At 58.1% G+C, this 25,707-nt stretch carries 22 protein-coding genes; 8 read left to right on the plus strand and 14 right to left on the minus strand.

Going from position 1 to position 25,707, the window contains the following annotated elements; translation table 11 throughout:
- Positions 1-16 precede the first annotated feature (16 nt).
- Genes ABTV29_RS15835 through ABTV29_RS15850 form a run of 4 tightly spaced genes read right to left on the minus strand, consistent with a single transcriptional unit; the run spans position 17 to position 3,551 of the window.
- Positions 17-688, minus strand: coding sequence for a methionine ABC transporter permease (locus ABTV29_RS15835; protein ID WP_433765291.1), 672 nt, complete (start codon positions 686-688; stop codon positions 17-19).
- Positions 685-1,662 (minus strand): methionine ABC transporter ATP-binding protein, encoded by a 978-nt coding sequence (locus ABTV29_RS15840; RefSeq protein ID WP_433765293.1) that lies wholly within the window; start codon positions 1,660-1,662, stop codon positions 685-687. The genes ABTV29_RS15835 and ABTV29_RS15840 overlap by 4 nt, the downstream gene beginning before the upstream one ends.
- Positions 1,659-2,483 carry a MetQ/NlpA family ABC transporter substrate-binding protein gene (locus tag ABTV29_RS15845; protein ID WP_433765295.1) on the minus strand — a complete coding sequence of 275 codons (825 nt, stop codon included), beginning with the start codon at positions 2,481-2,483 and terminating at the stop codon, positions 1,659-1,661. Before ABTV29_RS15845 ends, ABTV29_RS15840 begins: the two co-directional genes overlap by 4 nt.
- Positions 2,484-2,513: 30 nt before the next feature.
- A complete protein-coding gene (locus ABTV29_RS15850) occupies positions 2,514-3,551 on the minus strand; it encodes an isopenicillin N synthase family dioxygenase (protein WP_433765297.1) in 1,038 nt (345 codons plus the stop codon).
- A gap of 384 nt (positions 3,552-3,935) precedes the next feature.
- Here ABTV29_RS15850 and ABTV29_RS15855 point away from each other — a divergent pair, with 384 nt between their 5' ends.
- From ABTV29_RS15855 to ABTV29_RS15865, 3 genes are all read left to right on the plus strand, one after another.
- On the plus strand, positions 3,936-4,670 hold the full coding sequence (locus ABTV29_RS15855) for an SDR family NAD(P)-dependent oxidoreductase (RefSeq protein ID WP_433765299.1): 735 nt from the start codon (positions 3,936-3,938) through the stop codon (positions 4,668-4,670).
- A 28-nt stretch (positions 4,671-4,698) separates the two neighbouring features.
- Positions 4,699-5,535 carry a CmcJ/NvfI family oxidoreductase gene (locus ABTV29_RS15860; RefSeq protein WP_433765301.1) on the plus strand — a complete coding sequence of 279 codons (837 nt, stop codon included), beginning with the start codon at positions 4,699-4,701 and terminating at the stop codon, positions 5,533-5,535.
- A 158-nt stretch (positions 5,536-5,693) separates the two neighbouring features.
- On the plus strand, positions 5,694-6,560 hold the full coding sequence (locus ABTV29_RS15865) for a patatin-like phospholipase family protein (RefSeq protein ID WP_433765303.1): 867 nt from the start codon (positions 5,694-5,696) through the stop codon (positions 6,558-6,560).
- Positions 6,561-6,678: 118 nt separating this feature from the next.
- On the opposite strand, the gene ABTV29_RS15870 is transcribed toward ABTV29_RS15865, so the two are convergent.
- Positions 6,679-8,199, minus strand: coding sequence for a hypothetical protein (locus ABTV29_RS15870; protein ID WP_433765305.1), 1,521 nt, complete (start codon positions 8,197-8,199; stop codon positions 6,679-6,681).
- A gap of 272 nt (positions 8,200-8,471) precedes the next feature.
- Between ABTV29_RS15870 and ABTV29_RS15875 the strand changes: the two genes are divergently transcribed.
- From ABTV29_RS15875 to gfa, 4 genes are all read left to right on the plus strand, one after another.
- Positions 8,472-10,871 (plus strand): AAA family ATPase, encoded by a 2,400-nt coding sequence (locus ABTV29_RS15875; RefSeq protein ID WP_433765307.1) that lies wholly within the window; start codon positions 8,472-8,474, stop codon positions 10,869-10,871.
- Positions 10,834-11,766: an endonuclease gene (locus ABTV29_RS15880; RefSeq protein WP_433765309.1), complete on the plus strand. Its 933-nt coding sequence runs from the start codon at positions 10,834-10,836 to the stop codon at positions 11,764-11,766. The genes ABTV29_RS15875 and ABTV29_RS15880 overlap by 38 nt, the downstream gene beginning before the upstream one ends.
- A gap of 297 nt (positions 11,767-12,063) precedes the next feature.
- Positions 12,064-12,798, plus strand: a complete 735-nt coding sequence (hutC, locus tag ABTV29_RS15885; RefSeq protein WP_433765311.1) for a histidine utilization repressor — start codon at positions 12,064-12,066, stop codon at positions 12,796-12,798.
- A 117-nt stretch (positions 12,799-12,915) separates the two neighbouring features.
- Positions 12,916-13,509, plus strand: coding sequence for an S-(hydroxymethyl)glutathione synthase (gene gfa, locus ABTV29_RS15890; protein WP_433765312.1), 594 nt, complete (start codon positions 12,916-12,918; stop codon positions 13,507-13,509).
- Positions 13,510-13,558: 49 nt separating this feature from the next.
- On the opposite strand, the gene ABTV29_RS15895 is transcribed toward gfa, so the two are convergent.
- The 8 genes from ABTV29_RS15895 to ABTV29_RS15930 form a co-directional block, all read right to left on the minus strand.
- The gene (locus tag ABTV29_RS15895) at positions 13,559-14,962 is read right to left on the minus strand and encodes an amino acid permease (RefSeq protein ID WP_433765313.1); all 1,404 of its coding nucleotides are present in this window, start codon (positions 14,960-14,962) and stop codon (positions 13,559-13,561) included.
- Between the two features lie 111 nt (positions 14,963-15,073).
- On the minus strand, positions 15,074-16,606 hold the full coding sequence (gene hutH / locus ABTV29_RS15900) for a histidine ammonia-lyase (RefSeq protein ID WP_433765315.1): 1,533 nt from the start codon (positions 16,604-16,606) through the stop codon (positions 15,074-15,076).
- Between the two features lie 133 nt (positions 16,607-16,739).
- The gene (gene hutU / locus ABTV29_RS15905; RefSeq protein ID WP_433771901.1) at positions 16,740-18,425 is read right to left on the minus strand and encodes a urocanate hydratase; all 1,686 of its coding nucleotides are present in this window, start codon (positions 18,423-18,425) and stop codon (positions 16,740-16,742) included.
- Between the two features lie 293 nt (positions 18,426-18,718).
- Positions 18,719-19,483 (minus strand): ABC transporter ATP-binding protein, encoded by a 765-nt coding sequence (locus tag ABTV29_RS15910; RefSeq protein ID WP_433765317.1) that lies wholly within the window; start codon positions 19,481-19,483, stop codon positions 18,719-18,721.
- A 16-nt stretch (positions 19,484-19,499) separates the two neighbouring features.
- Complete coding sequence (locus ABTV29_RS15915; RefSeq protein WP_433765319.1) at positions 19,500-20,210, minus strand: ABC transporter permease; 711 nt, start codon at positions 20,208-20,210, stop codon at positions 19,500-19,502.
- The gene (locus ABTV29_RS15920) at positions 20,207-20,935 is read right to left on the minus strand and encodes an ABC transporter permease (RefSeq protein WP_433765321.1); all 729 of its coding nucleotides are present in this window, start codon (positions 20,933-20,935) and stop codon (positions 20,207-20,209) included. The genes ABTV29_RS15915 and ABTV29_RS15920 overlap by 4 nt, the downstream gene beginning before the upstream one ends.
- 350 nt (positions 20,936-21,285) lie before the next feature.
- Positions 21,286-22,059, minus strand: coding sequence for an ABC transporter substrate-binding protein (locus tag ABTV29_RS15925; RefSeq protein WP_433765323.1), 774 nt, complete (start codon positions 22,057-22,059; stop codon positions 21,286-21,288).
- Between the two features lie 117 nt (positions 22,060-22,176).
- Positions 22,177-23,370 carry a M20 aminoacylase family protein gene (locus ABTV29_RS15930; protein WP_433765324.1) on the minus strand — a complete coding sequence of 398 codons (1,194 nt, stop codon included), beginning with the start codon at positions 23,368-23,370 and terminating at the stop codon, positions 22,177-22,179.
- A 141-nt stretch (positions 23,371-23,511) separates the two neighbouring features.
- Between ABTV29_RS15930 and ABTV29_RS15935 the strand changes: the two genes are divergently transcribed.
- A complete protein-coding gene (locus tag ABTV29_RS15935) occupies positions 23,512-24,405 on the plus strand; it encodes a LysR family transcriptional regulator (protein ID WP_433765325.1) in 894 nt (297 codons plus the stop codon).
- 29 nt (positions 24,406-24,434) lie between these two features.
- Here ABTV29_RS15935 and ABTV29_RS15940 read toward each other — a convergent pair whose 3' ends face one another.
- Complete coding sequence (locus tag ABTV29_RS15940; RefSeq protein ID WP_433765327.1) at positions 24,435-25,667, minus strand: T6SS phospholipase effector Tle1-like catalytic domain-containing protein; 1,233 nt, start codon at positions 25,665-25,667, stop codon at positions 24,435-24,437.
- Positions 25,668-25,707: the final 40 nt, after the last annotated feature.

Consider the following 25,707-nt stretch of genomic DNA (forward strand, 5'->3'; position numbering starts at 1 on the left):
CTGCTGCCGGTGCCCATCAACGACGGTGAGCAAGAGAGCGTACCAACCGATCGCCGAGGCTTTGCACGCTTTGCACCAGAATCACCAGCACCACCACCGTGGCAACCATCACCTGGTTGTTGAAACGCTGATAGCCGTAGCGAATCGCCAGATCCCCCAGCCCGCCACCACCAATGACCCCGGCCATGGATGAGAATCCGATCAGCATCACCAAGGTCAACGTGATGCCTGCCAGCAACGCGGGGAGCGCTTCAGGCAGCAGCACTTTGAAAATCACGTGCCAGATATCACCCCCCATGGCGAGGATCGCTTCGATCCGGCCCTTGTCGACTTCGTCCAGGGCGTTTTCGACTATTCGGGCAAAGAACGGAAAGGCACCAATAGTGATGGGTACTACGGCAGCGGTGCTGCCCAGCGTTGTGCCTACTACCAGCCGTGTCAGCGGGATAAGGGCAATCAGCATCACCACAAATGGCAGTGAGCGACCAAGATTGACCAGCCCTCCCAATACTTTGTTGAGTCGCGACATCGGATACAGGCCGCCACTACGACTGATGAACAGCAATACGCCCAGGGGCAAGCCGATCAGCAAGGTAAAGAACCCCGCCAGCGCGACCATGTAAAGGGTTTCTCCAGTGGCATTGAGTACCAGTTGAAAGATCTCGCTCCAGTCGATAATCCGGTTCATGAGCGCTCCACCCTGACGCCATGCTGTTTGAGAAAAGCCACGACCTGCGCCAATTTCGGTTCATCTTGGGTATGACGAAATGCCACGCGCAGACGCCCTACCTTCTGCCCGCCGATGGACTCGATACCACTGGCCAGCAAGTTCAACTCCACGCCCTGCTGCGCCAGTTCCTTGAACACCGGAGTAGCCCGCTGATTGTCGAAAAAACTCAGTTCCAATGCCCGGTCATCGTGTCCCAAGGGCTTGCTGTACCCCGGCAGCAGTGAACGGCCCAAGTTCGAATCCGGGTCTGCCAGCAACCGGGTAATCGGCCCGGCTTCGACCAGCCGGCCATGGGCCAGCGAAGCTGCGTGATCACAAATGGACTTGACCACGTCCAGCTCGTGGGTAATCAACACGATCGTCAGCCCCAACTGACGATTGATATCGCGCAGTAATTCAAGTGTGGACGCGGTGGTCTCCGGGTCGAGGGCGCTGGTGGCTTCATCCGACAGAAGATAAGCCGGCCGCGCTGCCAGGGCTCGGGCAATGCCCACCCGTTGTTTCTGCCCACCGGACAATTGAGAGGGAAACGCCCGCGCCTTATCGCTCAAGCCCACCAGATCCAGAAGCTCCCTCACTCGTGAATGACGCTGCTCTTTACCGATGCGAGCGATTTCCAGCGGCACGGCGACGTTGTCGAAAACATTTCGCGAATGCAGCAGGTTGAACCCTTGAAAGATCATGCCGATGCGCTGGCGTTGTCGGCGCAGATCGAGGTCGGACAGCGCCGTCAGGTCCTCACCGTCCAGCAAAATGCGCCCGGCACTGGGCCGTTCGAGCAGATTGAGACAACGCAGCAGCGTCGACTTACCTGCACCGCTGCGCCCCAGAATTCCATAAATCGCGCCGTCGGGAATGCTCAGGGAGATTTGATCCAGCGCCGGCGACTGCGCCGACGCGTAGGTTTTGCTCAACCGCTCGATAACGATCATGGCTTGCTGGCTGCCACAGTTACCGGGACGACCGGGATGACCGAACCCGAGAAATTATCGTTGATGAACTTGGCGACTTCGGGCGACGTCAGGTCCTTGGCCAGCTGCTTGATCCGTGGATCACCCTGCAACTTCGGCGTGGTCACCAGGATATTGGCATACGGGTTGTGCTCGGCCTTTTCCAGCCCCAGTGCATCCTTGGCGGGCACCAGACCGGCTTCCAGCGCGTAGTTGCCGTTGATCACCGCAAGGTCTACGTCATCCAGCGCGCGGGGAATCTGCGGTGATTCGATTTCCAGGATCTTCAGTTGCTTCGGGTTTTCGGCGATGTCCTTGGGTGTTGCCTGGTCCTTGGCCGGGTCATTGAAACCGGCCTTGAGTTTGATCAGGCCGTTGTCCTGCAACAGATACAGCGCGCGACTCAGGTTGGTGACGTTGTTGGGGACCGCTACCGTGCCTTTTTCCGGCACCTGAGCGAAATTCTTGTGACGATGGGAATAAATGCCCAGCGGTTCGATGTGTACGGTGGCCGCCACCGCAAGTTTTTCGCCGAGCGCCTGCTCCTGAGATTTCAGGTACGGCAAGTGCTGGAAGTAGTTGGCATCGACGTCACCATGTACCAGCAGTTCATTGGAGTTCACGCCGCTGGTGATCTCGATGACCTTGAGATTCAATTGCGGGTCGATTTTCTGGATGTACGCCAGAATCTGTGCGTGGGGCACAGGGTCCGCCGCTACTCGCAGTGGCTCCAGGGCCAGCGCACTGAAAGACGTTACCAGAGAGCCCAGCACGGCCAGGGTCAATCCTGTTTTCTTGAACATGTTCGTAATCCTTGATCGAGAGTGATGGGGTCAGGCGCTGAGTGCCCGGGGTATCAATGCGTTGGCGTAGTAACGCTGTGCGACGTCGGGATGGGAGCGCAGCCGGCCCTTGAGGTAGTTCCATCCCACGTCACGGAATAACGGATTGTCCGGGTCACTGGCTGGTCCCCGCGCCTCGCGCAGTAATGCCGCGGGCAGCGGGTACAGTGGCACCGTCGTGTCCAGTTGGGCGCCGAGGAAAAAAGCAATCGACAAGCGCTCGCCGCCTTCGGGCGGCGACACCACCCGATGCACCGTGGCGCGTAGATAACCATTGGTAGCCAGTTCCAGCAGTTCGCCGATGTTCACCACAAGCGTGTTGTCCCGAGGCAACGCATCAATCCAGCGCCCCTCCTCGATTTCGACCTGCAGTCCGGCATGCTGGTCTTGCAACAGAAAACTGAGGAAGCCTGAATCCTTGTGTGCCCCGACTCCTTGTTGGCTTGCGTCTGGCGCCTGCCCCGGATAGCGCATCAACTTGATGTGTTCATTGGGCTTGTCGCCGTACAACTGATCGAAAGCCTCCTGCGGCAGAGACAGCGCCTCAGCGAAGGCGCGCAACAAGCGCAGGGACATGCGGGTCATGGCCTGCTGCCAATCCAGCAGCAATGGCTTGAGCGCCGGCAACGCAGCGGGCCACTGATTGGGACCTTGCAGCCGTGCCCAGTGCGGGCTGTGCTGATCCTGTGGCAAAACGTCCCGCTCTGCTCCCAGGTCGAACTGCTCGCGCAAGTCCGGTTTGCCACGTGTGATCTCTGAAGCGGCACGGTTGTAACCGCGAAAATGCGGCGAGTTGATCATCCCGACCGCTGCTTTCTCACTATCGGGCAATGCAAAGAATTGGCGGGCGCTGGCCTGAACCTGCTTCAACACGTCAGCGTCGATACCATGCCCGGTCAGGTAGAAAAAACCCACATCCCGGGCGGCATGACGCAACTCGTCAAGGAACCCTTGGCGTTGTGCCGGCGTTGCGTCAAGCAATGACAGATCCAGGGTCGGTAAGGTGGTGATGTCCTGTGTGTACGGCATGGTTCACTCCATGAAACTTGACGGAAACTGGTAACGCCTGCTTGAAGCTAAACGATCTTAAAAATTAATAGTAAATACCTTTTTGTCATTAGCTTAGGTTCGCCTTAAAGGAACTCATTTCCTTTAAGGCTGCTGTTTTTCGCTTTTTCGGCAGCCCATGAACAACCAACTAACCCGCAGATTTTTAGTTGTTTTCGGGTGCAACTTGAAAACTCCCCTCTGGCCCCACTAAAAAGTGAAATCTGTCAGGAGCACAGGAGGCAGAGCCTTTGCGGCCGTCACCGCAATAACTGATACGTTCTATCGTTAGTGTTCAAAATTCTAATCCTCAACGAATAGACAAAGTTAGAGTAAGTGCCCTTTCTGTCTTTCAAGGATTGCGTCATGTCATTAGCCTCGGAAGTTGTCTGGGTAAACGGAGTCGGTGCTGTCGAAGGATTGGGGGCGGCGCTGGCACGACGATTCGCCAAAGGTGGTTACAAGGTCGCGGTCAGCGGTCGCAGCCTCGACAAACTCGAGGCGGTTGTTGAAAGCATTCGGGCACAGGACGGCGATGCGGTAGCGTTGCCAGCAGACGCAGGCAAGGAAGCCGAGATCCTTGCGGCGATCAAGGCTGTCAGGGAACTTGGTCAGTTGCGCGTGGCGATCTTCAATGTCGGTAATTCGGTTGCCGCCCCAAGCCTTGAGCTCAGCGCCGAGCTGTTCGAGCAAACCTGGCGGGCATCGACCCTGGGCGGTTTTTTATTCGCCAGGGAATCCACCCGCGCCCTGCTTGAAAACGGCGGTGGCACGCTGCTGTTCACGGGCGCCACAGCCTCTTTGCGGGGCAAGCCGCCCTTCACGGCATTTGCCGCAGCCAAGGCCGGGTTGCGCTCGTTGAGTCAGTCCTTCGCTCGCGAGTTCGGCCCGCAAAATGTTCATGTCGCGCACGTAGTGATAGACGGCAGCATCAACGGCGAACGCGTACGCACCCACGCTCCACAACGTCTTGAGCAATTGGGTGCAGAGGGTTCATTGCAGCTCGAGGACATTGCCGAAGCTTATTGGTATCTGCATTCACAGCCGCGTAGCGCATGGACTCAGGAACTGGATTTGCGGCCATTCAAGGAAGCATTTTGAAGCGTTCATATCGACGCGAGGAATGTGTATGGGAACCCATCAGCAAAACATCGCACCTGCATCGGTGATCGGCGAACTCAATTACCTGCTGGACAACGGCATACGTCCAATCAACTATGCCTACCCCCAGCCTGAAGGCCAGCCACAGCGCACCGGCATCCTGCAACCGACCCGAGTCGATATTCACAACGCACGTTTGCTTGTCACGCCCGCCAGCCTCGATGTGCAAGGTTTTCAGCGGGTCGAGCAACCCAGCGCAGTACCGGATCTTGAAGACGAAGAGCAGGTTCGCCAGTTTTACTATGCCGAGGCCGACGTACTGATTCGCGAGCAAACGGGCGCCATCAAGACCGTTATCTTCGATCACACCATTCGTGTTGATCAGCCAGGCAGAGAGGCCACCGGACTGCGCGAGCCGGTGCGCTATGTCCATAACGACCAGACCGAGCGTTCTGCCATACGCCGTGTGCGCGATCACTTGCCTGCTGAAGAAGCCGAGCAGCGGTTGCTCAAACGTTTCGCGATCATCAATCTGTGGCGCCCCATCTCTGGGCCGGTCTTCACAACACCGCTGGCCTTGTGCGATGCCAGCACCATCGATCCTGCGGACTTTCTGCCCAGCGATCTGGTTTATCGCGACAAGGTCGGGGAAACCTTCTCGGTGCGCGCCAACCCGAATCATCGCTGGTATTACTACCCTCAACTGCGACCTGAAGAGGTGTTACTGCTCAAGATCTACGATTCGCGCACCGACGGTGTGGCGAGGGCCGGCGCACACACGGCTTTCGATGACCCTTCTACACCGCCAGGCGCCCCGTCACGGCGCAGTATCGAATTGCGCGCGTTGGTGTTCTTCGCGGATTAACGAATTCTGATCCCGGGGAGGGACATTTCGCATCGGTCTGGAGGCCGCCTGCCCGTTTTGGGCTGAAGGTACAACGCGCGCCGGGACCTGGCCCCGGCTTGTCCAGTTCCTCCCTCAACTACACTGATTCGAAGCAACGCCGCCCAGGGACTTCAAGCATGACAACCAAAACCGCAATCGTATTCGCTGGCGGTGGCAGCCTGGGTGCTGTCCAGGTGGGTATGTTGAAGGCTTTGGTCGAGGCCGGTGTCCGGTTCGACATGGTGGTGGGCGCCTCGGTGGGCGCCATCAACGGTGCTTACTTTGCCGCCAGACCCGATGCCGAGGGTGTCGAGGCGCTTGCCGGTTTCTGGCGCGGCTTGCGTAAAACGGACATTTTTCCCCTGTCCTGGCTCGATACCTGTAGAGGGCTGATCAAGCAGCGTGGCTTTCTGTTTCAGCCGGTAGCCTTGAACCGGCTGCTGGATCAGGCACTGCCCATTCGCCGCATTGAGGATGCGGTGTTGCCCCTGCACATCGTCACAACCGACTTGCTCAGCGGTGCCGAGACGGTTCTTTCCAGTGGTGAACTCGGCAAGGCGCTGCTGGCCAGCGCTGCGATTCCGCTGGTGTTCCCCAGTGTGAAAATTGCCGATCAGTTCCTGATTGACGGTGGTGTGGCCAGCAATACACCGATCTCGACGGCCGTGGCCCTGGGCGCCACTAATGTCGTGGTGGTTCCCACCGGAATGAGTTGCGCCCTGCCACAGCCGCCCCGAGGCTTGATCGCCCTGGCACTGCATACCGTCAACCTGATGAGCATGCGCCAGTTGGTGAGCGACATTGAACACTTCCGCAACCTCACCAGCCTGCACATCGTCCCGCCCTTGTGTCCCGTGGATGTATCGGTGTTCAACTTTGCCCAGACCGAGTCGTTGCTGCAGCGTGCCTACGAGCAGACCCTGCGCTGGCTGGCACGTGGCGGGCTCGAACGCACCAAGGTGCCGGGTGCCCTGACGATCCACTCCCATGCCCATGAGCATTAAGTGCCTCCTGGCCAAGGTGCTCAAACGTATTCGCAACGCCCTCCTTTCCTCATTGGTTTACTGAAGGTGAAGCAAGGGACCCGCCATCGCTCGCTCTAATACTGAACAACCATTGCATCTAGAGAGCATTCGGCAGGTTTACTGCCTCACGGAAAGCCTGGATGCGTTTAGGCGAACATCCGGCGTTCCAATAGAGCGTATGCGTAAATCGTGTTGAACGACCATCGAACGAAGACAGATCGATATCCTTGACCCCGAGACCGAAAACCGGCGCATGTTGACCACCGATGAGGTCGCCTTGATAGACCCGACTCGATGGGTCGTAAACGTTGGTCCAGCGCACCACGGAAAAAGGAGCGCCGTGATTGATGATCCAGCGTTCGGGATCGTCCTTGCTTGGATACGACATGAGTTTTGGCAGTACGACGCCATTGTCGTCCGTCATGCCGCTGGAGGCTGCGATATTTTTTGTTCTTGCCTCAAGAGGCTCACGAACAGGAGGTGATATCGGCATCTCGCGGGCATCAAAACGTGCCTTTAAATCTGCCTTTCCCGAAGCAAGCAACACTTCTGCATGCGCCAGCGGACTGCCAAACGTCACAAAATCACTGATCAGCCATCTATCTTCAGCCGGTGAACGACCACTTTGCGGATCGAGGGTCGCAAGACAGTTCCATAGTTGCGCCTGTGCCTCCCTGTACTTCAATTGAGCCCTGTTCAGTTCACTCACATTCGCCGTGCCCCTGGCTGCGAACGCATCCAGATCCAAGGCAGCCAGCTCAACTTCTCGAAGCGCCTTGAAGGCCGTAGTTCCTTGTAAAATGGAGATGGAGTTGGTTTTTTCCGCCCAAAAATAAGTGAGTAGATCGTAAGCAAGAATTGACCCCAAGCTATGGGCAACCAATATGACTCGATCATATTCATCCCCTTCATGGAGCGCTCTCAATAGATTCAAGCCCCTCGTACGGACCGCTGCTCGCGCCGCAATATTGTCCGGATCGGCCCGGGTATAACGGACCACCCGCCCGAATGTCTGAGCGACAAGTTTGTGCAGCAACGCCGTCAAAGCTGCGACGATGGCCAGGAATAACGCGCGGGGCAACCACTCGGGGGCATGACTTGACCAGATGTTATCGGGCACTAGCCCTAGTATCCCCATTGAAATGACAAACAAGGTGGCAACCCATAGCGCATACCAGGCTTGCCGAAGGGCTGGGGGTACCTTGTCCAGGGGGCGGATCAGCAGATATCGAACCCAGCCAACGAACTGGTCCCACGTCGAGCCCGCTGTAAGGTCAGCCCAATACAGTTCGAAAAAATCTGACCGTACTCCTTGCTGAAAATGACTGGACGGTTCGCTTTTACGGGTGGTGATACGCCGCAACTCCAACGAGCAGGTGCGGGTATCGGGTTTACTCCAGATTTCGTTCACCGAGCCAGGGGTGTTCTGCCAGAGCGTGCTGACGAAGCCTTTGACGGTGTCCATCGGGATTTGCTCACCCATGCCATGAACCAGGATGACCGCCTGGCGAGCCGTCCCCGTACTGGTCTTTCTTTTCTTTTTTGCGCTCCCAGGCGTGTCCGAAACAGCGCCCTCCCCCTGTGGATTAACGGAATCACTGACGCGGGTTGAGGCCATGATGTTTACCTCGGGCGGTGGAGTATCCGCTCGCAAATAGAACGGTTAAGGATGCCAGCGTTAAACAACTGTAAAATATTTAAGAAAAGTGTTTCGGTGCATTAACAAAGTATCAAAACCCTCCTCTATTTCCATCTAATCAGCATAGACAACTCTGTTTATTTAGTTATTTTTTCTCAGGATTACCGTCTAGCAACTACACTTCTGCAGGTCTCCTCCCGAACTTTGTCTAAAAACTGTTTGGCAGCTCAATGCTTAAAAGGAAAAGAAAAATGCTGACGTTCGATAGAAGCCGGGTGCCCCCACCGAGCCTATTCACCAGCCGCGAAGCGGGTCAGTATCGGCGTCAGCTCAGGGAATATTTCAGTAAGTCATCAGAGCAGATATCGCAAACCAGTGTATCGAGAAAATTACTGCCCCTTGACGAACCGGGGACACACCGCGCACTGAACCAATTGTTCCACGGCAAGTGTGCGTTTTGTGAAGCATCCACGAAGGTCCAACCTTTTCGATTTCGTCCAGCGGCGGAGGCAAACCCACCGGCATCGGGCGCAAATCCGCACCTCTATTACACATGGCTCGCCGATGCCTGGGACAACATTTACCCCATTTGCGCGAGCTGTATGCCAGAGGCACCTTTATTTTTTCCAGTCAAGGGTAAACGGGCCAGAATTCCAACTGAGCAAGAGATTGACCAATTCGTGAAACAGGGCAATGGTCTTTGGCCAAAGTTTCCACTGAGCGAAAAACCGCTGTTACTCGATCCCTGCGAACAGAAAGACTTTGCCCTGCAACTTCATGTTTGCGTGGATGGACGAATGATCGGCATAACAGACCGCGGCGGCACTACCATCGACCACTTCAACCTCAATGCCGAGGCGCGCATCAAACAACGAGGAAAAACCTTTGAAAATCGTTTTAATGAGTTGACGCTTTACTGGGAAACAGATGAAAAGACAGCCAAAACATGGAAGCAGGTGGTTCCTCTGTTTGATTTTGAGCACTTGGAGTTTGGAGGCACCTGGTATTTATTATTGCGACGACTTGCACGGGAAATAGGCTCTTCCAGTGGGGCCTATCTTGTCTTGTCCAAGGCACGTATACAGCGTTTCTATCACCGTTTTTGGGAAACTGAAGGTGCCGCAGGGAGGCTTAAGAAGGCAAGAGACGCGCTTGTACGAGATGATAAGCAGGGGCTGGCAGTCGAAATTATCACGCCCAAACCCAAGCAAGGTCGAGCGCGTCTGATCAAAGTGGATATTAAAAATTTCAAGGCACTTGAAGATCTCAGTTTTGATTTGCCAGTAGCCAATCAAACGCCCTCGTCCGTAGATAGCCCTTCGCAAATGTTCACCCCCTCTTTGTTGATACTGGGTGAAAATGCAGCAGGCAAAAGTTCAATTCTTGAAGCCATTGCGCTCGCCATGTCAGACGAGACAGCGCGAGATGAATTAGCGCTGGCCGCTGACAGCTTTATCTTGAAGCCCGATTTCATGGGCGGTAGCGACCAGGATAGGCGTGAGTCCGCGTCCGTATCCCTGACATTCGACGACGGCAGTTCCCATGTCCTGAGTATTGGCAGCGAAGGCTTTGTCGATAGTAAACACTCCAGTGCATTCGAAATGCCGGGTGTTTTTGCCTACGGCGCTTTCAGGCAATACCTGAGAAAACAGCGAAGTTATAGCCCGGCGAAGTATGTTAAAAATCTGTTGCGTTCCGATGTCCTGCTTTCCAACCCGGAAAAATGGCTGCTTGGTCTCAGTGACCCGACCTTTGCAATGGTCGTTCGGGCTCTGAGAGGGGTTTTGAGTATTGAAGGCGAATTCGATGTGATCTGGCGAAATCCCGAAAGAACCAGATGCCATATCGTGACCTCAATCGCCAGTAATTCAAATCAGGACAAGTGGGGGAAAACCCCTTTGGATATTGCGTCGTCAGGTTTCAGAACTGTATTGGCGACTGTTTGTGACATCTTCCAGGGCTTGATGGACCCTAGAGTGAACAAGGGTTTCGAAAACTTGAGCACTGTGCGGGCCGTGGTATTGATCGATGAAGTTGAGGCGCATCTGCATCCACGCTGGAAAATGAGCATTATGCGAGGTCTCAGGAACGCGCTGCCGAATGTTACGTTCATTGCAACAACCCATGACCCCCTTTGTCTGCGTTCCATGGCCGATGACGAGGTGTTGGTATTGCAACGCGTAGCATCAGAACAACCTCCCCCATCTAAAAGAAAATCAAAAAAACATCCCCCTCTGCCCATGAAAGTAGAGCGACTGACGCATCTTCCCTCTACCGCCAACCTCACGATCGAGCAGTTGCTGACGTCCGATTTTTTCCAGCTTTTTTCAGCGGACGCGCCGGAAATCGATCGAAAGTTCGCCGGTATCGCTGATCTTCTGGCGGCTCAACGCCTGGAGCCGAGCACCGATCCGCAAGACATCAAATTGCTGCGCACCCTTGAGAGTGACATTGCATCGGTGTTGCCAATTGGAACATCGGAAGGACAACGCCTGGTACAAGAAGTAGTGGCTGATTTCCTGAAAGAGCGCAGGTCCGCTTCTGCCGAGTCACTTCAACGGATGAGACAGGAATCGAAGGACAAAATCATGAACTTATTGCGAGGTATCAATCATGCGCAAAGTCGACCGGTCGACCGTGATACCCCCTGACATTCTTGAATCACTGACAGGTGGAAAAAAAGAGCTCGATGAAGTTCGTGCTCATTGGACCCAACAAAAACCGGGCAGCTTTGAATTTAAGCTATATAAACACGATGAAGTGAAACAGAGACTGCACCAACTGTTCCATGGCAAGTGCGCCTACTGCGAGACCTTTTACTCTGCCAGCGGTCCCGTAGATGTCGAGCACTTTCGCCCCAAGGGCGCGATTGCCGAAGCTCCCGATCATCCGGGCTACTGGTGGCTTGCCATGAAATGGGAGAACTTGTTACCGAGTTGCATCGATTGCAATCGCAAACGCCGGCAGAAACTGGTGGGCGGTCAAACTACCCTTGAGCAATTGTGGGACACCAGTTTCAGCGAAGCATTGCACGGAGTGGGGGCAGGTAAAAAAGACAGTTTCCCTGTGTCTGGCACCTATGTTGTTTCGGAAAACGGTGACTATACCGCGGAGCAACCCCTACTTCTAAACCCGTGCAATGACGAGCCTTCGCAATTTCTCAAGTTCAATGTCGAGTATCCTTCGCTCCCGGCACTCGTGGTACCGAACGACCTTCCGGGCGAACCGGCCCGAGGCGCGCATTCGATTAAAATCTATGGGCTCAACCGCTTGGGTCTTGTGCAAGACAGAACCCGGGTCCTGCGGCAGCTGGAGTTCATGGCGGCCACGATCATTGAATTGACTGTCATGGCTGACGATCTCGATGATCTGCTGAATTCGGCAGATTCCAATTGGCCCGACCGGTTGAAAGTGCTGCCATCAAGACTTTGCGATCTGAGGAACCGGACTGTCGATGAAATCGCAGTGATGGCGGAGCCAAGCGCGCCCTATTCCGCAATGGTGGGAGAGTGGTTGCGTGCCTTTGAAAAGCAGCTATCGGGTTAAGTTTGTTCTCGCTGCTTCAAGAACTTGCGGCGCAAACTACGCCTCGATTGGCACTATCAGGCCGGCCGCCTGCCCAACGTTGCCTCAAAACTCATTTCGGGAACCGAGCGCCTGACCTCAGTCAACAAGAGATGGCCAGGGCATAGGCGAGCGGCGCGATGAGTTGATAATCACCCCCCGACGCGAACTTGGATATCCTCGGCACTTGCAGGTATCCACCCTAAGCTGTGAGGATATCGACTTTTTTCTCCAGGCCTTGGCAAGTGCGCTTGCCGCACAGGAAATACGGATCGACTGATGATTAAAAATGCACCGCAAGCGCTCTATCGACGCGCGAAGGATTTCGTGCAAGACCAGCTTCGCGCGGGCGTTTGGAAACCCGGAGACCTGATCCCTTCAGAGCACCGGTTGGTCGAGGAACTGGGCATGTCGCGCATGACGATCAACCGTGCCTTGCGCGAACTGACCGAAGAAGGCCATCTGGTGCGAATCTCGGGCGTCGGTACCTTCGTGGCCGAAAGCAAGCCACAGTCAAACCTGCTGCGCATCACCAACATCGCCGACGAAATAGTCGCTCGGGGCCACACTTACACGTGCAAGGTCCTGCACCTGGGACGCGAAGTCGCGTCGATGCCGGTGGCTGCGGCGTTGTCGCTGCCGACCGGTGCTTCAGTTTTTCATGTGATCTGCGTGCACAGCGAAGAAGGCATTCCGGTGCAGCTTGAGGATCGCTACGTCAATCCCGAGATGATTCCCGATTTTCTCCAGCAGGAGTTTGGCGAGAACCTGCAACCGGCCATGTATCTGTTGCAAGTGCTGCGACCCGATGAAATGGAACATATCGTCGAGGCCAGCCACCCCAGCAGCGACGAAAGCAAATACCTGCAAATCGATATCAACGAACCTTGCCTGGTGCTCATGCGTCGCACCTGGAACCAGAGCAAGATCGTGACCTATGTACGCTTGATCCACCCCTCCTCCCGCTATCGCCTGGGCAGCCGCCTGCCGGTCGGCGCCCACAGGGACAACTAGTTTCACCAGGACTCACCGATGCTCGGGCGGTGGCAGGCAACAAGCGGATCCTATACTGATTGAACCCGCCCTGCCCTCAGACACCGTTGTCTGACAGCCCGAAAAGGAGACGCCAACGTGAGCACCGTGAAGCTGCACCCTGTGCTGGACAATGCTGGACCGGACAAAGGCTTCGAACCCGTCGCCGCGGACTTCAAGGGCGGCACCCTGCAATGCCTGTGTGCGAACGACAAGGTCGAGGTCAGGATCGACGCGCAAACCCTGCATAACCACGCGTGCGGTTGCAGCAAATGCTGGAAGCCGGAAAACGCGATATTCGCCGTGATTGCCGTGGTACCCCGGGATAAGGTCTCTGTCACCGCCCATGGCGAAAAACTGGAAATCGTCGACGCAAGCGCGACCATCCAGCGGCATGCCTGCAAGCAATGCCACGCCCACCTGTTCGGGCGGATCGAGAACAAGGACCATGCGTTTTACGGCCTGGACTTCGTTCACACCGAGCTTTCTCCCCAGCGTGGATGGGCTGCGCCAGGTTTCGCGGCGTTCGTGTCCTCGATTATCGAAACCGGCACGCCACCGGCGCAAATGAAGGCCATCCGTGAGCGCCTGCGTTCAATCGGCCTGGAGCCCTATGACTGCCTGTCCCCGGATTTGATGGACGCGCTGGCGACTCATGTCGCCAGGCAGAGAGGGTTGTTACCAAGCTCGTGAACAGTTGTGGCGAGGGGATAAATCCCCTCGCCACAGGTATCTGTCTGGCTTAGCTGACAGTAGTCTCGCCCATCACCCGCGCTGCCTGCCCTGCCGCCGGCTTGACCCACAGCAGGTAAGCGAGCACCAGCAAGGCAATCCACACCACCCCGACGATCAAGGCCGCCTGGGTATCCGGGAAGTAACCCAGTACACCGAAGATAAAGGCCATGAAGGCAATCGCGGCCATGGGCGCATAAGGCCAGAACGGCACCGGAAACTTCAGCTGGGCGACTTGCTCGGCATTCATGGAACGCCGCATGGCCACCTGGGTCAGCAGGATCATCAGCCACACCCAGACAGTGGCGAAGGTCGCAATCGAAGCGATCAGGACGAACACGTTTTCCGGGATCAGGTAGTTCAGCAGCACGCCACCGAGCAAGGCGGCGCTCATGACCACCACGGTCATCCATGGCACGCCATGGCGCGACAGCTGACCGAAGGCCTTCGGCGCTTGACCTTGCTGGGACAGGCCGAACAGCATGCGCCCGGCACCGAAGATGTCGCTATTGATCGCCGAGATCGCCGAGGAAATCACCACGATATTAAGGATGGTCGCCGCCGAGCTGATACCCAGGTTGTCGAAGATCTGCACGAACGGGCTGCCGTTGCTGCCGATTTGCTGCCACGGGAAGATCGCCATCAACACAAACAGGGTCAGCACGTAGAACAGCAGAATCCGCAGGGGAACGGCATTGATCGCCTTGGGCAAGACATGCTGCGGGTCCTTCGCTTCGCCGGCAGTCACGCCGATGATCTCGATGCCGCCGAAGGCAAACATCACCACCGCGAACGAGGCGATCAGGCCACCCACACCGTTGGGCATGAAGCCGCCTTGGGTCCATAGGTTGCTGATCCCCGTCACATGCTCGGTTGTGGAACTGCCGATACCGAACGCCATGATGCCGAACCCGCCGAGGATCATCGCGATAATCGCGCCGACCTTGAGCAGCGACATCCAGAACTCCATTTCACCGAAGACTTTCACGGTGCACAGGTTCAGGCCGCCGATCACGAAGACGATGCCGAGCACCCAGATCCAGCGCGCCACTTCCGGAAACCAGAAGCCCATGTAGATGCCGAAGGCCGTCACATCGGCAAGGCCGACGATCACCATCTCGAACGCATAGGTCCAACCGAGGATGAAGCCGGCCATCGGCCCCAGGTAGGTGCTGGCGTACTGACCGAAGGAGCCTGCGACCGGGTTGTGCACGGCCATCTCGCCGAGTGCACGCATGACCATGTAAACCGCCGCACCACCGATCAGATAGGCCAGCAGCACCGCCGGCCCGGCCATCTGGATGGCCGAGGCCGAACCGTAGAACAACCCGGTGCCGATCGCCGACCCCAGTGCCATGAAGCGAATATGTCGGGCCGATAGCCCGCGTTTCAAACCTGTTGTTTGCGGTTGCATTTCGCTTTCCTGATTATTTTTGTCGGGCGAAAAGCCACGCACAGCCTGCTGGACAGGCCGTGCACGGAAATGGGAGATGCCGGGAGCCAGTCTCCCGGCCAAGGCGCCTGCTTAGAGGCTTGGCAGCAACCGCGCCGGTACCAGCTCGTTGAGGCAGCGGGAGGCCAGCAATTCGCTCGCGGCGTTGATGTCCGGGGCGAAGAAACGGTCTTTCTCATAGTGCGCGACTTTGTTGCGCAGGGTGTTGCGCGCCAGTTCCAGCTTGGCCGAAGTCTTCAGACCTTCGCGCAGATCCAGGCCCTGGCAGGCCGCGAGCCATTCCACCGCGAGAATGCCACGGGTGTTTTCAGCCATTTCCCACAGGCGCTTGCCCGCCGCCGGGGCCATGGACACGTGGTCTTCCTGGTTGGCGGAAGTCGGCAGGCTGTCCACCGAATGCGGATGGGACAGGGCCTTGTTCTCGCTGGCCAGTGCCGCGGCGGTCACCTGGGCGATCATGAAGCCGGAGTTCACGCCACCGTTGGCCACCAGGAACGGCGGCAGTTGCGACATGTGCTTGTCCATCATCAGCGAGATGCGACGCTCGCTCAGGGAACCGATTTCCGCGATGGCCAGCGCCATGTTGTCGGCGGCCATGGCCACCGGCTCGGCGTGGAAGTTACCGCCGGAAATCACATCGCCTTCGGCGGCGAACACCAGTGGGTTATCCGATACGGCGTTGGCTTCGATCACCAGCACTTCAGCGGCGTTGCGGAACTGGGTCAGGCAAGCGCCCATGACTTGCGGCTGGCAACGCAGGGAGTACGGATCCTGGACCTTCTCGCAGTTCTGGTGGGAATCGGAGACTTCACTGCGCTCGTCCAGCAAATGACGATAAGCGGCAGCGGTGTCGATCTGGCCTTTCTGGCCACGGGCGGCGTGGATGCGTGCGTCGAACGGCGAACGCGAACCCAGTACCGCTTCAACGGTCAGGCCACCTACGGTCAGGGCGCCGGCAAACAGATCTTCGCCTTCGAACAGGCCGCGCAGGGCGAATGCGGTGGACACCTGGGTGCCGTTAAGCAGCGCCAGACCTTCCTTGGCCGCCAGGGTCAATGGCTCCAGGCCGGCCACGGCCAGGGCTTCGGTAGCCGGCAGCCATTGGCCCTTGTAACGCGCCTTGCCTTCGCCCAGCAGTACCAGCGACATGTGCGCCAGTGGAGCCAGGTCGCCGGAAGCGCCCACCGAACCTTTCAGCGGGATGTGCGGGTAAACCTCGGCGTTGATCAGGGCGATCAGCGCATCGATGACTTTGCGGCGGATGCCGGAGAAACCACGGCTCAGGCTGTTGACCTTGAGCACCATGATCAGGCGGCACAGCGCGTCACTGATTGGCTCGCCGACGCCAGCGGCGTGGGACAGTACCAGCGAACGCTGCAGGTTTTCCAGGTCGGCGCTGGCGATGCGGGTCGAGGCCAGCAGACCGAAACCAGTGTTGATGCCGTAGGCGGTGCGGTTTTCGGCGAGGATCTGTTCCACGCAGGCGACACTGGCTTCGATCTGGGCCGAGGCGCTGTTGTCGAGGGTCAGTTTCACTGGCTGCTGGTAGATAGCGCGCAGTTGGGCAAGGCTCAGCTGGCCTGGGATAAGGTTCAATGCAGTCATGTTCAAGCTCCTTAAGCCTGGGTAGTCTTTTTATCCGTGTAGGAGCTGTCGAGTGAAACGAGGCTGCGATCTTTTAAGGATCAAGATCAAAAGATCGCAGCCTGCGGCAGCTCGTACAGGTTTTTGCGTTGGGTTATTGGCCGGTGATCATCGGCAGGTTCAGCCCTTGTTCCTTGGCGCAGTCGATCGCGATCTGATAACCCGCATCGGCATGGCGCATAACCCCGGTCGCCGGGTCGTTGTGCAGCACGCGTGCGATGCGCTCGGCCGCTTCGTCAGTACCGTCGCAGACAATCACCATGCCCGAGTGCTGGGAGAAGCCCATGCCGACGCCGCCGCCGTGGTGCAGGGAGACCCAGGTCGCGCCACTTGCGGTGTTGAGCAGGGCGTTGAGCAGTGGCCAGTCGGACACGGCGTCGGAACCGTCCTGCATCGATTCGGTTTCGCGGTTCGGGCTGGAGACCGAGCCGGAATCCAGGTGGTCGCGGCCGATCACGATCGGTGCCGACAGCTCGCCGCTACGCACCATTTCGTTGAACGCCAGGCCCAGCTTGGCGCGCAGGCCCAGGCCAACCCAGCAGATACGCGCCGGCAGGCCCTGGAAGCTGATGCGCTCGCGCGCCATGTCCAGCCAGTTGTGCAGGTGGGCGTCGTCCGGGATCAGTTCTTTTACTTTGGCGTCGGTCTTGTAGATGTCTTCAGCGTTGCCCGACAGCGCCGCCCAGCGGAACGGGCCGATGCCACGGCAGAACAGTGGACGGATGTAGGCCGGTACGAAGCCCGGGAAGTCGAAAGCGTTTTCCACGCCTTCTTCCTGCGCCATCTGACGGATGTTGTTGCCGTAGTCGAAGGTCGGCACGCCCATTTTCTGGAAGTCCAGCATGGCCTTGACGTGCACGGCCATCGATTGCTTGGCGGCTTTCACCACGGCAGCCGGCTCGGTCTTGGCGCGAGCGCGGTATTCGTCCCAGGTCCAGCCGGCCGGCAGGTAGCCGTTCAGTGGGTCGTGGGCGCTGGTCTGGTCGGTGACCATGTCGGGACGCACGCCGCGACGCACCAGTTCCGGGAGGATTTCGGCGGCGTTACCGCACAGGGCGATGGAGATCGCCTTGCCTTCGGCGGTGTACTTGGCGATGCGGGCCAGGGCGTCGTCGAGGTCTTTGGCCTGCTCGTCGACGTAACGGGTTTTCAGGCGGAAATCGATGCTGATCTGCTGGCATTCAATGTTCAGCGAGCAAGCGCCGGCCAATGTAGCAGCCAGAGGCTGGGCGCCACCCATGCCACCCAGGCCGGCGGTCAGGACCCACTTGCCGGTCAGGTTATCGTTGTAGTGCTGGCGGCCGGCTTCGACGAAGGTTTCGTAGGTGCCTTGGACGATGCCCTGGCTGCCGATGTAGATCCAGCTGCCGGCGGTCATCTGGCCGTACATGGCCAGGCCCTTGGCATCCAGTTCGTTGAAGTGTTCCCAGGTGGCCCAGTGTGGCACCAGGTTGGAGTTGGCGATCAGTACGCGCGGGGCGTTGCTGTGGGTCTTGAACACGCCGACCGGCTTACCGGATTGCACCAGCAGGGTCTCGTCGTCGTTCAGGTTGGTCAGGCTTTCGACGATCTTGTCGTAGCACTCCCAGTTACGCGCGGCACGACCGATACCACCGTAAACCACCAGCTCTTTTGGATTCTCGGCAACTTCCGGATCGAGGTTGTTCATCAGCATGCGCAGCGGCGCTTCGGTCAGCCAGCTCTTGGCGGTCAGCTTGTTGCCGCGCGCGGCACGGATTTCAACATCACGGTGTTTTGTTACAGGGGCAGTGGTAGGGATTGGCTTGCTCACCGGGAATCCTCTTGTTATGGCTTGTTGCATGGGTTTGTTGATACAGGGCATGTATAAATACAATCATGTATATACAAGCTTAATCAAGTGAAATTTTCTCTGCGCATCGTTTGTTGCTGCTCGGGTGATTTGAGTGAATTGGCGCGAGGATCAGACAGGGATTGCGATTGGCGCAGGAAAACCCGAGGCGAGCAGCACTGCCGGGCGGTAACCCGGTGTGCTGCTCGCCCCGAATGTGTGCGTTCTTGAGCGGCCGACCAGCCGCCTGAAGGCTGCGGACCTTACTTCAGGTTACCGCTGAGGAACTGCTGCAAACGCTCGCTCTTCGGGTTGCCCAAGACATCCTCGGGCGCGCCCTGCTCTTCCACGCGGCCCTGGTGAAGGAACAGCACCTGGTTCGACACTTTGCGCGCGAAGCTCATTTCGTGGGTGACCATGATCATGGTGCGCCCCTCTTCAGCCAAGCCCTGTATGACCTTGAGCACCTCGCCCACCAGTTCCGGATCGAGCGCCGAGGTCGGTTCATCGAACAGCATGATCTCCGGTTCCATGCTCAGCGCCCGGGCGATGGCGACGCGCTGTTGCTGGCCGCCGGAAAGAAACGCCGGGTATTGATCGGCGACCCGCGCCGGCAGACCGACCTTGTCCAGATAGCGCCGGGCGCGTTCCTCGGCGTCCTTTTTGCTGACCCCCAGCACCCGGCGCGGGGCCATGGTGATGTTCTCCAGCACGGTCATGTGGCTCCACAGGTTGAAGTGCTGGAACACCATAGCCAGGCGGGTGCGCAGGCGTTGCAGCTCATCCGCGTCGGCCACCCGCATGCCGTGGCGGTCATGGACCATGCGGATCGCCTGGTTGTCCAGGCTCATGGCGCCGTCGTTGGGCGTTTCCAAGAAGTTGATGCAGCGCAGAAAGGTGCTTTTGCCCGAACCACTGGCGCCGATCAGGCTGATCACATCGCCGGTCTTGGCCTTCAGCGAAACGCCCTTGAGGACTTCATGGCTGCCGTAGCTTTTGTGCAGGTTTTCAACGGTCAGTTTGTACATGTGCAAGCCTCCTGAATTAATGGGCCGGGCCAAGGAAAGACAACCAGCGACGTTCAGCCAGGCGGAACAGGCTGACCAGAGAGAAAGTGACTGCCAGGTAGATGGCGGCAGCGATACCGAAGGACTGGAAGGTCAGGAAGGTCGCCGAGTTGGCATCCCTGGCGACCTTGAGAATGTCCGGCACGGTGGCGGTGAAGGCCACGGTGGTCGAGTGCAGCATCAGGATCACTTCGTTGCTGTAGTACGGCAACGAACGGCGCAGCGCCGACGGCATGATCACGTAGGCATACAGCTTCCAGCCCCGCAGGCCGTAGGCCTTGGCGGCCTCGACTTCACCATGGTTCATGCTGCGGATCGCTCCGGCGAAAATCTCCGTGGTGTAGGCGCAGGTGTTCAGGGCGAAGGCCAGGATGGTGCAGTTCATGGCGTCGCGAAAGAACGCGTCGAGCATGGGCTGGGCACGTACCGCGGCGATGCTGTAGATCCCGGTGTAGCAGATCAGAAGCTGTATATACAGCGGTGTACCGCGAAACAGGTAGGTGTAGAACTGCACCGGCCAGCGCACCCAGACAATGCGTGAAACCCGGGCAATCGACAACGGTACCGACATCAGGAAGCCGATGAAGATCGAGGCGCTGAGCAACCAGAGGGTCATGGCCAGGCCGGTGATGTTCTGGCCGTCGTTAAAAAGGAAGGGTTTCCAGTATTCCTGCAGGAGCTCGATCATCGTACGGCCTCGCGGGTGCCTGCGGCGTAGTAGGTTTCCAGCCGACGCAGGACGTAGTTCGAAACGGTGGTGACCACCAGATAGATCAGGGCCGCCAGCATCAGGAAGAAGAACAGTTGATAGGAACTCTTGCCGGCGTCCTGGGCCACCTTGACCAGATCGGCCAGGCCGATGATCGACACCAGCGCGGTGGCCTTGAGGATGACCATCCAGTTATTGCCGATGCCCGGCAACGCGAAGCGCATCATTTGCGGGAACACCACCAGGCGAAAGCGCTGGGCACGGGTCAGGCCGTAAGCCGTGGCCGCTTCCATCTGCCCTCGTGGCACCGCGAGGATCGCGCCACGGAAGGTTTCGGTGAAATACGCCCCGTAGATAAAGCCCAGGGTGATCACCCCGGCGCTGAACGGGTCGATTTCGATGTAATCCCACTCCATGGCTTCAGTCAGGTTGGTCAGCCAGGTTTGCAGGCTGTAGAAGATCAACAGCATCAGCACCAGGTCCGGCACCCCGCGGATCAGCGTGGTGTAGGCCTGCGCGGGCATGCGCAACAGCGCCGAACGGGACAGCTTGGCGCTGGCGCCGATCAGCCCCAGGCCGACACTGACCAGCAAGCACATGAAGGATAATTTGACCGTCATCCACGAGCCTTGCAGCAGCAACGGGCCAAAGCCCTTCAGGCTGAAACCCGACAGCCCGAGAATCTGCAAAAGGTTATCCAACATGGAACACCTCCAGCACAGGCACGCATGGAGCCGTTGCAGACAGGGTCGATGCACAAAGGGTCAGAAAGGTTTTTTTCATTGTTGTTTTCCTGAAGACCAACATGAGCGCTTGTGGCGCACGGGTATCGTTCGTGGAGCCGATCAACATGCACACACCCCGAACGAAGTCGCGGACAGACCCGCGAGTCGAGGTGTGCGGCCGACTCTAATGCACCTATATCTACTTGTACAGACAGGCTTAAGCATTTGGTCGGCTAGCTGTATTAACGGTCGTTTTTTGACGCTCCTTTCCACAAGAATGGGTGGGACGATCCATCCCCCTCCCCTCACAGCACCCATGCGCCAATCGGCTACCCGTTGTTGATATCGAAGTCGAAGTACTTGGCCTGGATCTTTTCGTAGGTGCCGTTACGGTGAATCTCAGCCAGTGCCTCGTTGATGGCCTGTTTCAATTCGGTATCTTCCTTGCGCAGGCCGATGGACGCACCGACCCCCAGGGTTTGGGTGTCGTGCACGGCCTCGCCGGCGAACGCGAAGTCCCGGCCTTGCTCGGTTTTCAAAAAGCCCATATCCGCTTGCACCGTATCCTGCAGCGCGGCATCCAGGCGCCCGGACAGCAGGTCTTGATAGACCAGGTCCTGATTTTGGTACGACAGCACGGCGACACCGTTGGGCGCCCAGTGGGTCTTGGCAAAGGCTTCCTGGGTCGAGCCCATCTCCACGCCGATGCGCCGGCCCTTGAGCGACTCGATCTCAGGCTTTATGTCCATGCCCTTCTTGGCCACCAGACTGGACGGGGTGTGGTAGATCTTGTCGGAGAAGTCGATTTGCCGAAGACGCTTTTCGGTCACGCTCATCGACGAAAGAATGCCGTCGAACTTCTTCGCTTTCAGCCCCGGGATGACACTGTCCCAGGGGCTTTCCACCCATACGCATTGGGCCTTGAGCTGGGCACAGATGGCGTTGCCGATATCGATGTCGAAGCCCACCAGCGAACCGTCGGCCGCCTTCGACTCGAACGGCGCATAGCTGGGGTCGACGCCGAAGCGGATGACGGTCCAATCCTTGGCCTGGACGGCGCTGGCAGCCAAAAGCAGGGCGAGCGAAATGACGAGTTTGTTCATTTGAAACTCCGGAGACAGGTTCATTCAAGGGCGCCAACCGTGCAGTTGTTTTCTTTGTGAGCGGCTGGCAGAGAGGCACATCGAAAGCTCGATGGGGTTTGTGCAACGGCTACGCGACTACGGCTGAGCCAGGTAACGCTCCACCAGGCGTGCCCAATAGGCGGCGCCGATCGGCAGGTTGCTGTCGTTGAAGTCATAGCCCGGGTTATGCACCATGCAGCCGTCTTCACCGTCGCCATTGCCAAGGCGCAGGAAGCAGCCCGGGCGCGCCTGCAGCATGTAGGCGAAGTCTTCGCTGCCCATCAGCAGGTCGGTATGTGGCACCACCTTGTCGGCGCCGATCAGCTCTTGTGCCACCGCAATCGCAAATTCGGTTTCGCGATCGCTGTTGATCACCACCGGGTAGCCCATGAGGTAGTCGATTTCGACCTCGGCGCCGTAGCTGGCGGCCTGTTGCCGTACCAGATCGGTGATCCGCGACTTGAGCAAGGCTCGCACCCGGTCACTGAACGACCGCACGCTCAATTCAAGCCTGGCGCTGCCCGGAATGACGTTGTTGGCGGTTCCGGCCTGCAGGACGCCGACCGTCACCACCGCTGGCTCCGTGGGGTCGATATTGCGCGCGACGATGGTTTGCAACGCCATCACGATGCTTGACGCGACCACCACGGGATCCACCGTCAGGTGTGGCCGCGCCGCATGGCCACCGTTGCCCTTGATGGTGATGTAGACGTTATCGCCCGCCGCCTGCAGCGGTCCGCGGCGAAACAGCATGGTGCCGGCCGGTGCGCCCGGATGATTGTGCAGCCCGAACACCGCGTCACAGGGGAAGCGCTCGAACAGGCCATCCTTGATCATGCTCAGCGCACCGCTCTTGATCCCGTGCTCTTCCGCCGGCTGAAAGTAAAGGTGCACGGTGCCGGAGAAATTGCGGGTCTGCGCCAGATGACGGGCGGCGCCCAGCAGCATGGTGGTGTGACCGTCATGGCCGCACGCATGCATCTTGCCGGGATGCCGGCTGGCGTAGGGCAAGCCGGTTTGTTCCAGAATCGGCAAGGCATCCATGTCGGCGCGGATCCCGATGCTGCGCCGGCCATCACCGACGGTCAGCGAGCCCACCACCCCGGTTTGCCCGACAGCGGTGGTCACCGTGTAACCCCACTCCTCCAGTTTCCCTGCCACCAGCCCGGCGGTTTCCCGTTCTTCATAAGCCAGTTCGGGATGCTGATGCAGGTGGTGGCGTATCGCGCGCAGATCTTCGGTCGATTCAGCGAGGTCCGCGACCTCGCAGTAACGTCGGGTAGTGTCCATATCGCTTGGCTTCTCTTTGTTGGTGCTCTTTGTTGTAAGCCGCCGCCGGGCGGGGTGTGAAGCCACAGTAGAGATTGCCGGGTGCTCTGAAAAGATGTAATTTTTTTGAGAGTGATCACTATTTTTTATCATCAGGCAGCCATGAAAATAAACCAGTTGCAGGTGTTCGTTACCGTCGCCGAAGAAAAGAGCCTGCGTGCCGCCGCCCGCTGCCTGAACCTGACACAGCCCGCCGTTACACGCAGCGTTCAGGAGCTGGAGAGCGATCTGGGCGTTGTCCTGATGACCCGCAACGTGCAGGGCATCGAACTGACCGAATACGGCATAGCCCTGCAAACCCGCGCCCAGCAGATACTCGAAGATCTGCGCCGCGCACGGGAAGAACTCGATCAGATAAAAAACAACCTGCGCGGCAAAGTCAGGGTCAGCGCCACGTCGACCATTGCCTTGAGCCTGCTGCCGAAGGCGCTGGAGCAATTCCAGAAGACCGCCCCGGATGCCGAACTGACCTTCATGGAGGTCAAGTTCCCCCTCGCGGTGCAACATCTGCGCGATGGCTCGCTGGATTTTGTCGTCTCCCACGTATTGCCTGACATGCTGGGGGACGACCTGACCAGCATGCCGTTGTTCTCCACGGACTTTGTCGTGATGGCCCGGGCAGGACATCCGCTGGCCCAGGCTCGCCACCTCGCCGAACTGGCCGATGCGCAATGGTTGAGTACCGTGCCTTCAGGTGGTTTCCAGCACAGCGTGATGGAGGCGATGTTCGAGCACGCCGGGCTGGCGCTGCCACGGCGGATCATCCATTGCTCGTCTTTCGCCATCGCCCTTGGCCTGGTGACCGGCACCGATTCCCTGGTGCTGTTCACACGCTTGCTGGCCCAGAGCATTGCCGGCCTCGGCTTGCAGCAGATCCCGCTGGAACAGGCACAACCTGCCCTTGAGATGAGCATCATCATGCGCAAGGGCACGCTGCTCACGCCGGTTGCCCAGCGGTTTGTGGAGTGTTTGCAGGCAGCCGTCAAACGAGATTGACGGCGTGCAGCGCAAGATCCGTGGCCAATTTACAACCCGTGTCGAGCAAGCTCCGCAGAGTCGAAAACCTGGCCAATCCAATCCGGGTCAAGATTTTCAGGTTCGTATTTGAGCTCGTTCCCCCACGGCTGGCCGCTGGTCAATACCCCATTTAATCGAACCACCACGGACTCATGCACCCAGACTTTCTGCCCCAATCCTGGAGCAGGGATTTCCCTCGCCTTGGGTTTTCCCAACGGTGGCATCGACCCGAACTTGAGGACTCGGGTGTGCGTTTTGGGGTCCCACCGCAAACGCGGTACCCATTCGGCGATCATCCACCACCGGGACATCGATTGGTGGGCTTGCGCCAGCGGATCCGGCACTGGACAGGACTGTGTATAAATCTCGGCACGACATGCTGCGTCGTCGATATCCAACTGTGCCTCCAGACTCTCCCCGATCATCCAGCGCAGGGCAATCAGGGCAAGTTGCGACTCCCGCGGCGGGTAGCCCCCACCGACATCGCAATGGACGCCGGCGAACCACACCTGTTTCAGGTCGTCAGCCTTGGCGGCATTCCACAGGTTCTGGCGAAAAAAACAGCGACGTTCATCAATGGACACTGCATGGCGGATGGTGCGGACGCTGGGGTTGTTCGCGGTGTAGGGTACGGACAACGGGTCATACACCCAGCCCACTGAACTCACGGTGTCGAATAACCCCAGAAAGTGAACCTTGACATCCTGGGAGAAGGTTTTCTTGAACTGCTCCATCAAGGAGAAGTTCGGCCTCTTGCGCGCACTCAGCCGCCACCAGAGATAGCTCAAAGCCTTGCGGGAAGGCATGGGTGCATCTTCTTCCGGGCATGTCCGGGTGGTCAGCAAGGACCAGGCGAAATCAAGTTGTTGGACCTGGCGAGGGGGAAGCAGGCCGAGGGTATGAATCATGGCGGCAAGGACTCGGGCAGCATAGGAACCCCGAGAAAAGCCATAGATGAAGATCTGATCGTCTTTCTGATAGTTCTCCATCAGAAAACGGTAGGCATTGAGCACATTTCGCTTGATACCCCAGCCGAACGCCAGGCCTGCGATTCGCGAAGGTACTTTCTCCCATTCGAACAGGGTTTCACTCAACCCGAACGTACCCACGCCCTGATCGTAGTACGTCAGCACCGTATCGCTGTTTTTAGGCAATGATCGAAACACCCGAAGGACATTGGTGGGTTCGTCACTGAAGCGGTTGTTTGTTCCATCGATACATAGAATGAGTTGGCGCGCCATGGTCCGTGTGCTCTCAGCAAAGTAGTTGCCCGAACATCAG

It is taken from the genome of Pseudomonas putida, assembly GCF_050989985.1.
GTDB lineage: Bacteria > Pseudomonadota > Gammaproteobacteria > Pseudomonadales > Pseudomonadaceae > Aquipseudomonas > Aquipseudomonas putida_AI.